Annotated in this window: 15 protein-coding genes and 1 rRNA gene; 10 read left to right on the top strand and 6 right to left on the bottom strand. The window is 68.6% G+C overall.

Features of this window, described 5'->3' with window-relative positions; all coding sequences use genetic code 11:
- Window positions 1–68: 68 nt before the first annotated feature.
- Entirely contained in the window at window positions 69–806 is a 738-nt protein-coding gene (locus tag ABT340_RS34495; protein ID WP_352015089.1) for a class I SAM-dependent methyltransferase, read from the top strand.
- Between the two features lie 7 nt (window positions 807–813).
- Here ABT340_RS34495 and ABT340_RS34490 read toward each other — a convergent pair whose 3' ends face one another.
- On the bottom strand, window positions 814–1,146 hold the full coding sequence (locus ABT340_RS34490) for a TraR/DksA family transcriptional regulator (protein ID WP_352015088.1): 333 nt from the start codon (window positions 1,144–1,146) through the stop codon (window positions 814–816).
- Between the two features lie 191 nt (window positions 1,147–1,337).
- The gene (locus ABT340_RS34485; protein ID WP_352015087.1) at window positions 1,338–2,099 is read right to left on the bottom strand and encodes an SOS response-associated peptidase; all 762 of its coding nucleotides are present in this window, start codon (window positions 2,097–2,099) and stop codon (window positions 1,338–1,340) included.
- 60 nt (window positions 2,100–2,159) lie between these two features.
- Here ABT340_RS34485 and aroA point away from each other — a divergent pair, with 60 nt between their 5' ends.
- Window positions 2,160–3,437, top strand: a complete 1,278-nt coding sequence (aroA, locus tag ABT340_RS34480) for a 3-phosphoshikimate 1-carboxyvinyltransferase (RefSeq protein ID WP_352015086.1) — start codon at window positions 2,160–2,162, stop codon at window positions 3,435–3,437.
- A gap of 49 nt (window positions 3,438–3,486) precedes the next feature.
- Window positions 3,487–4,494 (top strand): ribosome small subunit-dependent GTPase A, encoded by a 1,008-nt coding sequence (gene rsgA, locus ABT340_RS34475; RefSeq protein WP_352015206.1) that lies wholly within the window; start codon window positions 3,487–3,489, stop codon window positions 4,492–4,494.
- A gap of 11 nt (window positions 4,495–4,505) precedes the next feature.
- Here the strand turns inward: rsgA and ABT340_RS34470 are convergent, their stop codons facing one another.
- Window positions 4,506–4,949: a DUF4442 domain-containing protein gene (locus tag ABT340_RS34470; RefSeq protein WP_352015085.1), complete on the bottom strand. Its 444-nt coding sequence runs from the start codon at window positions 4,947–4,949 to the stop codon at window positions 4,506–4,508.
- A 121-nt stretch (window positions 4,950–5,070) separates the two neighbouring features.
- On the opposite strand from ABT340_RS34470, the gene hisN reads away from it, so the two are divergent.
- The 6 genes from hisN (at window position 5,071) to ABT340_RS34440 (ending at window position 10,796) form a co-directional block, all read left to right on the top strand.
- Entirely contained in the window at window positions 5,071–5,874 is an 804-nt protein-coding gene (hisN, locus tag ABT340_RS34465) for a histidinol-phosphatase (protein WP_352015084.1), read from the top strand.
- Between the two features lie 392 nt (window positions 5,875–6,266).
- A complete protein-coding gene (pstS, locus tag ABT340_RS34460; protein WP_352015083.1) occupies window positions 6,267–7,385 on the top strand; it encodes a phosphate ABC transporter substrate-binding protein PstS in 1,119 nt (372 codons plus the stop codon).
- Between the two features lie 4 nt (window positions 7,386–7,389).
- Entirely contained in the window at window positions 7,390–8,370 is a 981-nt protein-coding gene (pstC, locus tag ABT340_RS34455; RefSeq protein WP_352015082.1) for a phosphate ABC transporter permease subunit PstC, read from the top strand.
- Window positions 8,367–9,257: a phosphate ABC transporter permease PstA gene (gene pstA, locus ABT340_RS34450; RefSeq protein ID WP_352015081.1), complete on the top strand. Its 891-nt coding sequence runs from the start codon at window positions 8,367–8,369 to the stop codon at window positions 9,255–9,257. The genes pstC and pstA overlap by 4 nt, the downstream gene beginning before the upstream one ends.
- A gap of 18 nt (window positions 9,258–9,275) precedes the next feature.
- Entirely contained in the window at window positions 9,276–10,052 is a 777-nt protein-coding gene (gene pstB / locus ABT340_RS34445; RefSeq protein ID WP_352015080.1) for a phosphate ABC transporter ATP-binding protein PstB, read from the top strand.
- Between the two features lie 24 nt (window positions 10,053–10,076).
- Window positions 10,077–10,796 carry a response regulator transcription factor gene (locus ABT340_RS34440; RefSeq protein ID WP_352015079.1) on the top strand — a complete coding sequence of 240 codons (720 nt, stop codon included), beginning with the start codon at window positions 10,077–10,079 and terminating at the stop codon, window positions 10,794–10,796.
- On the opposite strand, the gene ABT340_RS34435 is transcribed toward ABT340_RS34440, so the two are convergent.
- Both ABT340_RS34435 and ABT340_RS34430 read right to left on the bottom strand, forming a co-directional pair.
- Complete coding sequence (locus ABT340_RS34435) at window positions 10,769–11,584, bottom strand: serine hydrolase (protein WP_352015078.1); 816 nt, start codon at window positions 11,582–11,584, stop codon at window positions 10,769–10,771. The genes ABT340_RS34440 and ABT340_RS34435 overlap by 28 nt on opposite strands.
- A gap of 361 nt (window positions 11,585–11,945) precedes the next feature.
- The gene (locus ABT340_RS34430) at window positions 11,946–12,833 is read right to left on the bottom strand and encodes a phenylalanine 4-monooxygenase (protein ID WP_352015077.1); all 888 of its coding nucleotides are present in this window, start codon (window positions 12,831–12,833) and stop codon (window positions 11,946–11,948) included.
- A 120-nt stretch (window positions 12,834–12,953) separates the two neighbouring features.
- On the opposite strand from ABT340_RS34430, the gene ABT340_RS34425 reads away from it, so the two are divergent.
- On the top strand, window positions 12,954–13,421 hold the full coding sequence (locus ABT340_RS34425; protein ID WP_352015076.1) for an Lrp/AsnC family transcriptional regulator: 468 nt from the start codon (window positions 12,954–12,956) through the stop codon (window positions 13,419–13,421).
- Window positions 13,422–14,324: 903 nt separating this feature from the next.
- On the opposite strand, the gene rrf is transcribed toward ABT340_RS34425, so the two are convergent.
- Window positions 14,325–14,412: ribosomal RNA gene (gene rrf / locus ABT340_RS34420) — 5S ribosomal RNA — on the bottom strand; the annotation flags it as partial.

The raw sequence follows: 14,412 nt of genomic DNA, 5'->3' as shown, positions 1-14,412 counted from the left end.
GTGTGGGGAAAACCATACGTACCGGTAGGTACTGGAGACCACCGGAAACCAGACGCCAGGAGCCGCTTGTGCTGCCCATCCCGGCCGAAGAGCTGAACGGCTCAGGAACGCTCGGGCCGTACTGGACCTTTTACCGAGCCGTAGCCGCCGAGCAACTGAGCCGCTGGCTGCCGGAGAGCCCCTCGACCGTCCTCGACCTGTCCGGGGGCAGGGGCCGCTGGTCCGCCCAGGCCGCCAGAGCCGGGCACCGGGTGCTGGAGGTCGTCGACTTCCGCAGGGCCGTCGAGGGACAGGCGCTGCACGACGCCTCGAAGGTCCGCCAGGTACGTGCCGACGACCTGCGCTTCCTGCCCGACGAGAGCATGGACGCCGTGCTCGCCGAGGAACGCGCGATGTCGGTCGAGCTCATGGCCGAGTCCGCGATGGGCGACGTCGCCAGGGTGCTGCGCCCCGGCGGGCGGGCCCTGGTCTGCGTCGACTCCCTGGTGCTGGGGATGGCGATCCTCGCCGAGCAGAACTACTGGGCCCACCTGCGCCAGACGGACGAGGTCATGCTCGTGCCCTGGCCGGACGGCAGCATCACCCGCTGCTTCAGCAGCGGCCAGCTCCGCGAGCTGCTCACCGGCGCGGGGCTGGAGGTCGAGTGGATACGGCCCCGCACGGTGCTGTCCCCCTCGACGGTCGACCACGTCCTGGCCTCCGACTCCAGGGCGCTCACCTGGCTGGTCAACACCGAGCTTGAGGCGCACCCGGACGACGACGACACCGTCGGCATCCACCTGGTGGCCAGCGCCAGACGGGTGTGAGGAGCGTTCAGCGACGGCGTTCGCGCCGCGACTGACACCGGACACAGCGGGCGGCCTCGGGGCGCGCCTCAAGCCTGCCCTCCGGTACGGCCTGGCCGCAGTCGGCGCAACGACCGTAGACCCCCTCCTCCAGACGTCTGAGCGCGTCGGCGACCGCGCGACGCTGCACGGTCGCCGCCTCCAGCATGGCCAGGGTCCGGTCGGCGTCGGTCAGGACGGATCCGGCGTCCGCGAGGGAACGTTCCCATCCGGCCAGTGGGTCCCCTCGCAGAACCCCGATGGATCGGTCGAGCTCGGCGAGCATGCTCTCCAGGCGCATGCGCACGGTCGCGGCGTCCACGAATCCGCACCTCCGCAGGGTGGGGGCGGCCTGTGAAGGGATTTCCCCGACTTCTCCCGTCAGGCGGCAAGACGATGAGGTCTGTGGGCGAACGCCCCACCGATGGCGCCATGAGGCATCGCTCCCTCAGCGGATGCCCGCTACGGAGGGTTTCCACACCGTTTACCGAGAGGTTTCCTTTCCCGGCTCTTTCAGAACAACGCCTGACCGTCTCCTTGGTCCTCGGGGAGCGGCTCCACGAGTTCGGGACCGTTGTTGCGCACCGAGTTCACCGCGCTTGAGACGGGATAGGCCGTCAGCCCCGCCGAGGCGGCGGGCACCAGGAACTCCTCCGCCTCGGGGACGCCGGGGTCGAGCCACTGCGCCCAGCGGTCCCGCTCGATCAGCATCGGCATCCGCTCGTGGATGGCGCCCAGTTCGTCACGGGCCGTGGTGGTGACGACCGCGCAGGTCGTCAGCCAGGCGAGCGGATCGTCCTCGGCCCTGCCCTTGTCACGCCAGAACTCGTAGATCCCCGCCATCGCCATGACCTCGCCGTCGGCGGGGTGGATGAAATAGGGCTGCTTCTTCGGCCTCTTGGCCGTCCCGCCCTCCTCAAGCACCGCCCACTCGTAGTAGCCGTCCGCGGGCAACAGGCACCTGCGCTGGGCGAACGCCCTGCGGAAGGACGGCTTCTCCGCGATCGTCTCCACCCGCGCGTTGATCATCTTCGAGCCGATCGACGGGTCCTTCGCCCAGGCCGGGACCAGTCCCCATTTGACGACCCGCAGCTGCCGTACCGCCCGGTCGCCCGGACCCTCCTTGGGCACGCGGCTGAGGATCGCGTAGACCGGCTTGGTCGGCGCGACGTTGTAGTCCGGCCCCAGGTCCTCCTCCGCGGCGCCGTCCAGTTCGACCTCGAACTCCTCAAGCAGCTCCTGCTTCGGTCGCGTGGACGCGTATCTCCCGCACATATCCCCCACCTTGCCACGCCTTCGAAGGCGCGGGCCCCTCATCCCGGTAGGCTTTTGCCCATGTCCGCTCCGCTGTGGCCCGCACCTACCGCGACCTCTCCCGTCCACGCGACCGTCTCCCTTCCCGGGTCGAAGTCCGTGACCAACCGCGCGCTGCTGCTCGCCACGCTGGCAGAGGGCCCCGGCACCGTACGGCGGGCGCTGCGCAGCCGTGACTCCGACCTCATGGCCCAGGCCCTGCGGGCGCTCGGCGCCACGATGACCCCGTCCGGCGAGAGCGCCTCAAGCTCCGACTGGACCATCACCCCCGGTCCGGTCGTCGGCGGGGCGCACATCGAGGTGGGGCTGGCGGGCACGGTGATGCGGTTCGTGCCGCCGGTGGCCGCGCTGGCCGACGGTGAGGTCTCCTTCGACGGCGACCCGCACGCGCGCAAACGCCCCATGGGGGTGATCCTGGACGCGCTGCGCGCCCTCGGCGCCCAGGTGCGCGGCGACGCGCTGCCGTTCACCGTACGCGGCCCGCTGTCCGGCGGCGAGGTCACGCTCGACGCCTCCGGCTCCTCGCAGTTCCTCTCCGGCCTGCTGCTGACCGGTGCCCGCTTCGACAAGGGCGTCACCGTACGGCACCAGGGCCCGCCCATCCCCTCACAGCCGCACATCCTGATGACCGTCTCGATGCTGCGCGAGTACGGCGTCCACGTCGACGACTCCGAGCCCGACGTCTGGCGGGTCGAGCCCGGGCCGATCGCGGCCAGGGACTTCACCGTCGAACCCGACCTGTCGAACGCGGCGCCGTTCCTCGCCGCCGCGATGATCACGGGTGGCTCGGTCACCGTGCCGGACTGGCCGACGAACACGACACAGCCGGGCGACCAGCTCAGAAGCCTGCTGGCGGACATGGGCGCCTCGGTCGAGCACACTCCGCTCGGCCTGACGGTCACCGGCACCGGGAGCGTCCACGGCATCGAGGCCGACCTGCGTGACGTGGCCGAGCTGACCCCGACGATCGCCGCGCTGGCCGCGCTGGCCGACTCGCCCAGCCGCATCGGCGGCGTCGCCCACATCCGCGGACACGAGACCGACCGCCTGGCCGCCCTGGTCGCGGAGATCAACGGACTCGGCGGCGACGCGAACGAGACGGCGGACGGCCTGGAGATCAGGCCGCGTCCGCTCAGAGGCGGCGTCTTCCACTCCTACGCCGACCACAGGATGGCGACCGCGGGCGCGGTGATCGGCCTGGCGGTGCCCGGTGTCGAGGTCGAGGACATCGCGACCACCGGCAAGACCCTGCCCGAGTTCGCCTCCATGTGGGCGGACATGCTGCGGGAGACGCGTTGAGGACCGGGTTCCGGGTCTTCGGGGTCATGGACGGATCGAGGCGGCGAAACTGAGAAAACGGGAGTACGACGAGGACGACGTCAGGATCCGGCCGGGGAAGGGCTCCCGGCCCCGGACGCGGATTCGTCCTGCGCACGAGGACGCGGTCGAGGGCTTCGTGGTCGCGGTCGACCGCGGCCGATACACCTGCCTGGTCGAGCCGCCGAAGAAGGACAGCCGGATCGTCGTCGCCATGAAGGCCAGAGAGCTGGGCCGCAAGGGCATCGTGGTCGGTGACCGGGTCGCCCTGGTCGGGGACGTCTCCGGCGACTCCGACACGCTGGCCCGGGTCGTCCGCGTCGAGCCCCGCAGCTCCATGCTCCGCCGTTCCGCGGACGACACCGACAACACCGACGGCATCGAGCGTCCCGTGGTCGCCAACGCCGACCAGCTCGTGATCGTGACTGCCCTGGCGGACCCGCCGCCCCGGCCCCGCATGATCGACCGGATGCTGGTCGCGGCGTTCGACGCCGACATCGAGCCGATGCTGTGCCTCACCAAGGCCGACCTGTCCTCACCGGAGGATCTGGTCTCCCTCTACGCCCCGCTGGGCGTGCCGTACGTGGTGCTGCACAAGGGCGGTCCTCTCGACGAGATCAGGCATCGCCTCCTCGACCGGGTCAGCGTGCTGGTCGGCCATTCGGGCGTGGGCAAGTCGACCCTGGTCAACGCCCTGGTCCCGGACGCCAACCGGGCCGTCTCCCACGTCAACGCGGTGACCGGCCGGGGCCGCCACACCTCGACCTCGGCCGTCGCCCTTGAGCTCCCCGAGGGCGGGTGGATCATCGACACGCCCGGCGTGCGCAGCTTCGGGCTGGCGCACGTGTCCGTCGAGACCGTCCTGGCGGGCTTCCCCGACCTGGTCGAGGGCACCGTCGAGTGCCCGAAGGGCTGCAGTCATCTGGGCGAGGAGTGCGCCCTCGACGCCTGGGTCGAGGCGGGCCACGCCGACCCCGCCCGGCTCGTCTCGCTGCGCCGCCTGCTCGCCAGCCGCGAGGGCGCCGCCGACGACGACTGATCCCGTACGGCTCAGCGGTTGGGACGCAGGGTCCAGGTGACGGTCACCTCGCAGACCGGCGTGCCGTCGGCCGTGCCGACGGTGACCGCGACCTCGAACTCAGGGCGCTCCCCCGCGTCCAACCTGGCCACGACCTCCTCCCTGGAGGCCGAAAGGCGCGCCTCGGCGACGACCTCGCCCATCGCCAGCTTCACGTAGCGGACCGCGGCGCCGACGGCCAGCGGGGTGGCCCGTGTCAACTGGTCGCCGAAGGCCGACAGCATCGCGGCGCCGGAGGCGGACTCGGCGAGGGTGAACAGCGCTCCCGCGTGCGGGCCGCCCACGTGGTTGCGCAGGTCGGGACGGTCGGGCATCCGCGCGACCGCGATTCCGTGCCCGACCCTGTCGAAGGTGATGTCCAGCGTCCGTGCGAACGGAACGCTCTGCAGCATGAAGGCACCCACGTCGAACGTCATGACCGCATGCTACTCGCGGGTAACACCCGATGTTCCCGACCATTCGCATGACGCGCCGCAATCCCCCCGCATCTTCCTCCACCTCCTATAACCGACCGGCGACGCGATAGCGTGGCCCAACGTGACGGACTACAACGACGACCTACGCCTGGCACACGTCCTGGCCGACGCCGCCGACGACCTGACCATGCGCCGCTTCAAGGCCGTGGATCTGAAGGTCGAGACCAAGCCGGACCTCACACCGGTGAGCGACGCCGACCGGGCGGTCGAGGAGGTCATCCGCAACACACTCGGCCGGGCCCGCCCGCGTGACGCGGTGATCGGTGAGGAGTTCGGCAGCACCGGGAACGGCTCCCGTTCCTGGATCGTCGACCCGATCGACGGCACCAAGAACTACGTGCGGGGCGTCCCCATCTGGGCCACGCTCATCGCCCTGATGGACCAGGGCAGGGTCGTCGTCGGACTGGTCTCCGCCCCCGCGCTCGGCCGGCGCTGGTGGGCCGCCCACGGCAGCGGCGCCTGGACGGGCAAGAGCCTCACCAAGGCCACCCGTTGCCAGGTCTCCTCGGTCTCCCGTCTCGACGACGCCTCCTTCTCCTACTCCAGCTTCGGCGGGTGGGAGGAGGCGGGCAGACTCTCCGAGTTCCTCGACCTGAACAGGGCGGTCTGGCGCAGCCGCGCCTACGGCGACTTCTGGTCACACATGCTGGTCGCCGAGGGGGCGGTCGACCTGTCCGCCGAGCCGGAACTGTCCCCCTGGGACATCGCGGCGCTGACGGTGATCGTCGAGGAGGCCGGCGGCATCTGGACGGACCTGTCCGGAGCCTCCGGCCTGGACGGCGGCAGCCTGGTGTGCAGCAACGGCCTCCTGCACGCCGAGGCCCTCAAGCGCCTCGGCGGCGGCCCGCTCACCCTGCCCATGTGACGCCACCTGCGGGGTTTCGGCCCCGCAGGCCAAGCCATTCGAAGAGACCGTTTCCAGGCCCCCGGTGAACCCACCCGGTACGGCCGGGCGCCCCGGCATTCGCTCGATGATCACCGGCCGTTCACCTGATGGGCCGTTCGATCGTTCACGACCTCCCGGGAACCGTTCAATCCGGTTAGGCCCCGTCTGGGCAGTTCAGCACACCCATATCCTGGTGTCCGGCGGGTATGCCACCGGCAACCGCACCCGGAGAGCGCTCCAAGTCCGGCCCAAGGGATCGCCACGACAGCGACCGGATGCATTCATTTTGCGTTCATCTTTCTACCGGTTTTGAGTCACCTTGCCTCCCTACTCTCCTGAACGTTGAAGGACTTAGTGGGAGGAACCCAACCGTGAAGTATGCAGGCCGGCTCGCCGCGGTCACCCTTGTTGGCGCGCTCTCGCTCGCTGCGTGCGGCACCGATAACAACGGCGGCTCCGCCAACGGCTCCACACCGGCCACCGACGCCTCGTCGGCCGGATCGGGCTCCGGCGGCCTCAGCGGCACGATCAACGCCGCCGGCTCCTCGGCCCAGGCCAACGCCATCGACGAGTGGAAGAAGAACTTCCAGCAGGCGAACTCGGGGGTCAGCCTCAACTACCAGCCCAGCGGCTCCGGCGCCGGCATCCAGGCCTTCATCCAGGGCACGGTCTCGTTCGCGGGTTCCGACTCGGCCCTCAAGGACGACAAGGGCGAGCCCGCCCAGGCCGACGCCCGTTGCAAGACCGGCAAGGCGATCAACCTCCCCATGGTGATCGGCCCCGTGGCCGTGGTCTACAACCTGCCCGGTGTGGACAACCTGCAGCTCTCGCCCAAGACCATCGGTGACATCTTCAACAGCAAGATCACCAAGTGGGACGACGAGGCGATCAAGAAGGACAACCCCGACGCCAAGCTCCCCTCGACGGCGATCCAGGCCTTCCACCGCTCGGAGGAGTCGGGCACCAGCGACAACTTCACCAAGTTCCTGTCCAAGACCGCCGACTGGCCGTACGAGCCCGCCAAGGCGTGGCCCGCCGAGGCCAAGGGCCAGGGCGCCAAGGGCTCCGACGGCATCGCGCAGGCGGTCAAGACCGGCGTCGGCGCGATCAGCTACGTCGAGCTCTCCTTCGCCGAGAACTCCGGCCTGTCCAAGGCCAAGGTCGCCAACGGCTCCGGCGAGTTCGTCGAGCTGACCCCGGAGAGCGCGGGCAAGACGGTCGAGGCCGCCGAGATCACCGGCCAGGGCAACGACCTGAAGCTGAGCATCGACTACGCGACCAAGGCCGCAGGCGCCTACCCGATCGTCCTGGTGACCTACGAGATCACCTGCGAGAAGGGTCTCCCCGAGGACCAGTCCAAGCTCGTCAAGGCCTTCCTGACCTACACCGCCAGCGACGAGGGCCAGCAGGCGCTGACCAACCTCGGCTACGCCCCGCTGCCTGCGACGCTGGTCGCCAAGGTCCGCACCGCCGTCGAGGCGATCTCCTAAGTTGATGGCCACGTCACTTCGTACTCGCGACGGCGGGCCGGCCACCGGCCGGCCCGCCTCGCGGCGCAGCCGAGGTGAGACCCCCTTCCGATACGCCTCGACGGGTGCCGGAATCCTCCTGCTGGCGATCATGGCGGCCATCGCCGTCTTCCTGATCGTCGAGGCGGTTCCCGCCCTCCAGGCCAACCAAGGAAGCTTCCTGGGGACCCTCACCTGGACGCCGAACAACACCGAGCCGTCCTTCGGTATCGCGGCCCTGGCGTTCGGCACCCTGCTCAGCTCGCTCCTCGCCCTGGTCATGGCCGTGCCCGTGGCCGTCGGGGTCGCGCTGTTCATCTCCCACTACGCTCCCCGCCGTCTGGCCGGCGTCCTGGGCTACGTCATCGACCTGCTCGCCGCCGTACCCAGCGTCATCTACGGCCTGTGGGGCGTCATCTTCCTTGTCCCGCTCGTCCAGGGGCCCTACGAGTTCATCAACGAGTACCTCGGGTTCATCCCGCTGTTCGGCGGCGAATCGGTCGGCGGCCACTCGATCATGACCGCCTCGATCATCCTTGCGATCATGATTCTGCCGATCATCGCGGCGATCTCCCGGGAGGTCTTCCTCCAGGTGCCGCGGATGCACGAGGAGGCGGCGCTGGCCCTCGGCGCGACCCGCTGGGAGGTCGTCAAGACCGCGGTGCTGCCCTTCGGACGACCCGGCGTCATCAGCGCCTCCATGCTCGGCCTCGGCCGCGCCATGGGCGAGACCATCGCCGTCGCCCTCATCTTCCCCGCGACGTTCGGCATCAACTTCCACATCCTCGCTCCCGAGGGCAACAGCATCGCCGCCAACATCGCCAACGGGTTCGCCGAGGCGGGTCCGGTCGGCCGTGGCGCGCTGATCGCCTCCGGTCTGGTGCTGTTCATCATCACGCTGCTGGTCAACACGGCGGCACGCCTGATCGTCGCCCGCCGCAAGGAGTTCTCCGGAGCAGCCGCATGACCGCGATCCAGCACGCGCCCGCGATCCGGCGCATCTCCGCAGGCAGACGCGCCAAGGACAAGATCGTCCATGGGCTCGTCTACCTGTCGTTCGCCATCGCCGTCGTACCGCTGCTCTCCGTCCTCTGGCTGGTGCTCAGCAACGGCTTCGCCAGGCTCAACATGGAGTTCCTGACCCACTCGATGCGCAACGTCGGGGCCAGGGACGCGGGCGGCGGCGCCTACCACGCCATCATCGGCACCCTTGAGCAGGTCCTGCTGGCGTCGGTCATCTCGATCCCCATCGGCCTGCTCACCGCGATCTACCTCGTCGAGTACGGCAGAGGCGGACGACTGAGCCGGGCGATCAGCTTCTTCGTCGACGTCATGACCGGCATCCCCTCCGTGGTCTCCGGCCTGTTCATCCTGGCCTTCTGGATCCTGGCCCTGGGGATGCCCTTCTCCGGTTTCGCGGGCGCCCTCGCCCTGTCGATCCTGATGATGCCGACCGTGGTGCGCTCCGCCGAGGAGATGCTCCTGCTGGTCCCCAACGACCTGCGCGAGGCCTCGTACGCGCTGGGCGTGCCCAAGTGGCGGACGATCGTCAAGGTCGTCCTGCCGACCGCGTTCACCGGCATCGTGACCGGCGTCATGCTGGCCATCGCCCGTGTCGCGGGTGAGACGGCGCCTCTGCTGCTCACCGTCTTCTTCACCGACTCCATCAACACCGACCCCTTCAACGGGCCGCAGATGGGGTTGCCGCTCTATGTGTTCGACCAATCGGCCCGTCCCACCGACGTCGCCATTGACCGGGCGTGGGCCGGAGCGCTCACGCTCATTCTGATCGTCATGCTGCTCAACCTGGTGGCGCGCCTCATCGGCTGGTGGCGCTCGCCCGCCAGACGATAGGAAGGAGGAACGTCGCAGATGAGCCAGCAGATCCAGGTTTCAAGCCTCGACGCGTACTACGGAAAGCACAAGGCGATCGAGGACATCTCGATGACGATCGAGCCTCAGTCGATCACCGCCTTCATCGGCCCCTCCGGATGTGGCAAGTCCACCTTCCTGCGGACGCTGAACCGCATGCACGAGGTCATCCCCGGCGCTCGCGTCGACGGCAAGGTCCTGCTCGACGGCGAGGACCTCTACGCCCCCGACGTCGAGCCTGTCTCGGTGCGCCGCATGATCGGCATGGTCTTCCAGCGCCCCAACCCGTTCCCCACGATGTCGATCTACGAGAACGTGGCGGCCGGCCTCAAGCTCAACGGCGGATACGCCAAGTCCGAGATGGACGGCATCGTCGAGACCTCGCTGAAGGGATCGAACCTCTGGAACGAGGTCAAGGACCGTCTGAACAAGCCGGGAGCGGGCCTGTCCGGCGGTCAGCAGCAACGCCTGTGCATCGCCAGGGCCATCGCGGTCAAGCCCGAGGTCCTGCTGATGGACGAGCCCTGCTCCGCCCTCGACCCGATCTCCACCCTGGCGATCGAGGACCTGATGTCCGAGCTGAAGAGCCAGTTCACGATCATCATCGTGACGCACAACATGCAGCAGGCCGCCCGGGTCAGCGACCGTACCGCGTTCTTCAACCTCGCAGGTCAGGGCCAGCCTGGCCGAGTGATCGAGATGGACGACACGTCCCGCATCTTCACCAACCCCAGCCAGAAAGCGACCGAGGACTACATCACCGGCCGCTTCGGATAAACCAACCCCATAAGGAGGACCCGGGTGATCCAGCCGCAGACGGCACCCGAGGTGAGCGGGGACACCCGGACAGCGCCCCTGCTGCTGGTGGCGGATCCGGAATCGGCTCTGGTCCAGGGTCTGGCCAACGCCCTCGAACGCGAGGGAATCGAGGTCATGGGCGTCGCCGACGGCGCCCAGGCCCTGTTGCAGGCCGGGGCGCTCCAACCCGACGTGGTACTCGTCAGCGCCTCACTGCCGGTCATCGGCGCGGTGGAGTTCATCCGCGCGGTACGGCTGACGCGGGCGGTACCCGTCCTGCTGGGCGTGGGAGACAACCACGCCGAACAGGCCGTCCAGGCACTCTCGGCCGGCGCCACCGCCTGTGTGGCCCGGCCGTACCGCGTGCCTGAACTCCTTCCTCTGGTACAGGCCGCCTTCTCCGGAGAGTCTGGCATGCGCCGTACGCTTGTGGTGGGCAACGTGGAACTCGACGTCAACGCCTACCAGGTCAAGGTCAGCGGGCGGACCGTCCATCTGCCCCTGCGGGAGTTCGAACTGCTGCACTACCTGATGCGCAACGCGCATCGCACGGTGACCCGGGAGCAGATAATGCGCCACGTCTGGAACTCCACGGACACCACCTCGACCAACACCATCGCGGTGCACGTCAAACGACTGCGGGCCCGCCTCGGCGACACCGACGACCAGCTGATCCAGACCGTCAGGGGCGTCGGTTACCGGCTGGTCGACAAGGCCGCCTGATCCTCGGCGCCGGTCGGTGGACGACCGGCGCCGTTCGCGCACTCTCCACCGCGGAAGGCCGCCAGCACACGCCTGGCCGTCCCCTCGGCCACCGCGATACCCGCGTCCTTACTCGGCCCGTCCTCAGTGAGTACGGCGACGGCGTAGTCATGACCGGGCTCCCGGATCAGGCCGACACTGGCGACGGCCCAGAGCCTGTTGGCCACGTGGTGCAGCCAGCCGTTCTTCAACGCGACCCGGCCTCCGTCGCAGACCGCGGCGCTGATTCCCCACGCCTGCCTGGCGACCACCTTTCGCATCAGCCCGAGCACCTGTTCACGGTCCCCTTCCGGCAGCAGGTCCCGGTGCCCGGCCAGGATCCCGACAAGCCTGACCTGGTCCTCCGCGACCGTCTGCGTGATGCCCCAGCAGTACAGCCCCGCGCACCGGCCCGGTGGAGCGTAGGTGGCGCCGAGCCCGAACCTCCGGTTCGCCCGCGCCAGACCGTCCTGCAGCCCGATGCGCTCGTAGAGCCGGTCGGCCGCCGCGTTGTCGCTGATGCGGATCATCCTCTCCGCGTCCCGCCTGGTCCGCGCGTCCAGCTCGCGCCAGGGCGTGTCGAGCAGCAGCGCCATCAGGATGTCGACCTTCGAGACGCTGGCGGTCGGCAACCGCAGATCACCGTGGTAGACGTACGAGCGGCCGGTGCTGAGATCGCGCGCCGCGGCGGCGACCCGGACGCCACGCCCCGAAAGGAACCGGTCGAGCTTCCGGGTGAGCCTTGAGGCGACGACCTTCGGCGAGGCCACCGTCCTCCTCGGCTCCTCCTTCGGCGCCTCCCCCGAAGGCGCCGGTTCCTCCGTCGGAACGGGCGACCGCGACATGGGAAAGGCCTTGGCGGACGTCACGCCCACGGGCGCGCACCCCCATGTCAGCCCGGTTGTCAGCACGGCGACCGTCACGGCGGCTCGGCGTGTCATCCTCGTCGTCAGATCGGGGCTTCCCCAGTCCATGATCGAGGTCTATCCCACCGGACGAGGACGGAAGCCGGCGCGGGCAAACCCAGCCCGAAGAGTGGACAAGTCCTTGATCAGCGAGCGGGCCCGGCCTCCAGCCCTTCCGTCTTCAGATGGCGGCCTACGGTGAGGATCGCCGCTGAGAGGCCGTCCCTCAGCGGGCGTCGGCTACCAGCCTGGCGATGGACTCGTCGTCACATGTGGCCCAGAATTCTCCGACCACGTCCTCAAGGTGGTCCAGAGAGTCAGCCCGGAAGAGAACATCCTGATATTTCGTGATGTCGTACTGAGTGGTGCCCATACGGGCGACGTCCAACGGCCGGATGTCCATCCCGCGGAACTCCTCGATCTCCCCGTAGGAGGACAGGATGCCCGCGCCGTACGCCCGTAGCTCACCCTGGTCGGTCATCACGCCGAACTCCAGGGTGAACCAGAAGACCTTCGAGATGAACTCCAGCGCCGCGTCGCTCTCGACTCGACGCGCCGCGCCACCCGCCAGGCGGTACAGCCTCGCGTAACGGTCGGAGGCCAGCGAGTTGGCGTGTCCGATCACCTCGTGGATCACGTCAGGTTCCGGCGTGTAGAGCGGTGTCGAGTGGTGCCTGATGTACTGCGTCGAGTGGAAGAACCCCTCGGCCAGCACACCGTAGAACTCACGCAGCGGCACCAACCCCGCGGCGGGGATGTAACGGAAGCCGGTGAGCGGATACAGCAGCTCGCTGACCTCCTGGAGCTGCGGAATCCTCTCGCGGGGCAGACCGAGCCTCTCGACGGCGTTCAGATACTCCGCCGTGGCGTACACGCGGTGCTTGGTCGCCAGCTCACGGCTGACCAGCGTCCACACCTCGTGCTCCTGCGGGGTGTACTCGGCCGTCGGAATGGGCGTACCCGGCACGTAGTCGACCGCCAGCGCCGCGATGGCGTTGCGCCGAGCACGATAGACGGGGTCGGCGAACCCGGGGTGACTGGCGGCCAGCTCGACCTCCACCGTGCCGTCGTCACGGGTCGCCACCGGTGCGAAGTACTGTGCTTCTTCGAACATACATAAAATGACAGCAATCCCAAGAAACGTTGGCAAGAGAGAGCAGTTTTACTACTCGATCCGCGCAAGATCGCATGGTCAGACCTACCTATGGCTGGTCATATCGCCTAGCCTGATGCGGTGTCCATAGACGACCTTGACAGTCGCCTCCTGGTGACGATGCGAGCCAACCCCCGGATAGGCCTCACCGAGCTGGCCCGCCTGCTCGGTGTCGCCAGAGGCACGGTCCAAGCCCGCGTCGAGAAACTCATCAACCGCGGTGTGATCGCCGACTTCGGCCCAACCGTCACCCCCGAGGGAGTGGGCTACCCCATCCTGGCCTTCGTCTCCCTGCAGATCGCCCAGGGACGGCTGGCCGAGGCCGTAGAGGCCCTACGCCCCCTCCCAGAGATCCTTGAGGTGTATGGCACCAGCGGCCAGGCCGACCTGCTCTGCCGCGTCGTCGCGCGGAGCACACCCGACCTCCAGGAGATCATCGCCCGGATTCTGGCCTCGCCGGCAGTGCAACGCACCGACACGACGATCGCCCTGTCCGTCCAGGTCCCCTACCGAATCGAGCCGCTGCTCCACACCGCGCCGAACAACTGATCACCGGACCACTGCCTTTCACGAAGGCCATGATCGCCCGGCTGTTGAGGCCGTCAGGCGAGTATCGCCCCTTCGACCGCACCCAACCCACCGTCACCCACTGTCCCCAAAATCTTGACTCCCTTCGCACCCAACCCACCCCCCAAGGCCTTGGCTCCCCTCCCCCTACCTCACGGCCCTGTGGTCCACCACGCCTTCAGAGAAGGTACGGCTCGCTCCCGACACGATGCCGGGACCGTGGGGACCGTCGGACACCGGCCGCCGGAGGAGCGGCCCTTCGGCCTTCTCCGGCCCCCGACCCGGGACCTCATCGTTCGCAGCCAGGGCCGTCCACGACCAGGGCGAACAGGATCAACCTGACCACCCCGTGGACCCCCGCCGGCAGACAACACCACCCCCGAGGCCGCTGCCGGAGGCCGCTTCTGAACCAGAAAAGAAACAGCCCCGACCGCGAAGCCACCCCGCACCAGAGAAAGGGGCAGCCTCGCCGCCCCTCACGTCACCTTTCCAGGCCGGGCACAAACAAAATAAGGGGGCAGCCGCCAGCCACCCCAACCCCCAAACGCGCCCAACACCCCGCCTGGAACGCAACCCCACCCACCACAACACCCCTGGAAGACCGGATAAAGCCGACCGGACGAGCGGAGCGGTGACCGTCCTGTCCGGCGAACCCCACACCCTCCCACCCCGCTCCTGAAACAAAAAAAGGGGGCGGCTTTCGCCACCCCCAACCCCAGACACCCCGCCCAGAACGCAACCCCACCCACACCAAACACCCCCGGGACCCCAAGAGCCACACACAAAAAACGGGGGGGCAGCCCACAACCACCCCACCTACGCACGCACCCCTGAAAAACAAAAAAAAAGGGGGGCCACCCAAAAGGATGACCCCCCACAAAGATTGTCCGGCGGCGACCTACTCTCCCACACCGTCCCCGGTGCAGTACCATCGGCGCTGAAGAGCTTAACTTCCGGGTTCGGAATGTAACCG

Source organism: Streptosporangium sp. NPDC000239, assembly GCF_040300765.1.
Classification (GTDB): domain Bacteria; phylum Actinomycetota; class Actinomycetes; order Streptosporangiales; family Streptosporangiaceae; genus Streptosporangium.
Note: the sequence above shows the minus strand (reverse complement) of the source record. Positions and strands in the feature narration are given on the sequence as shown.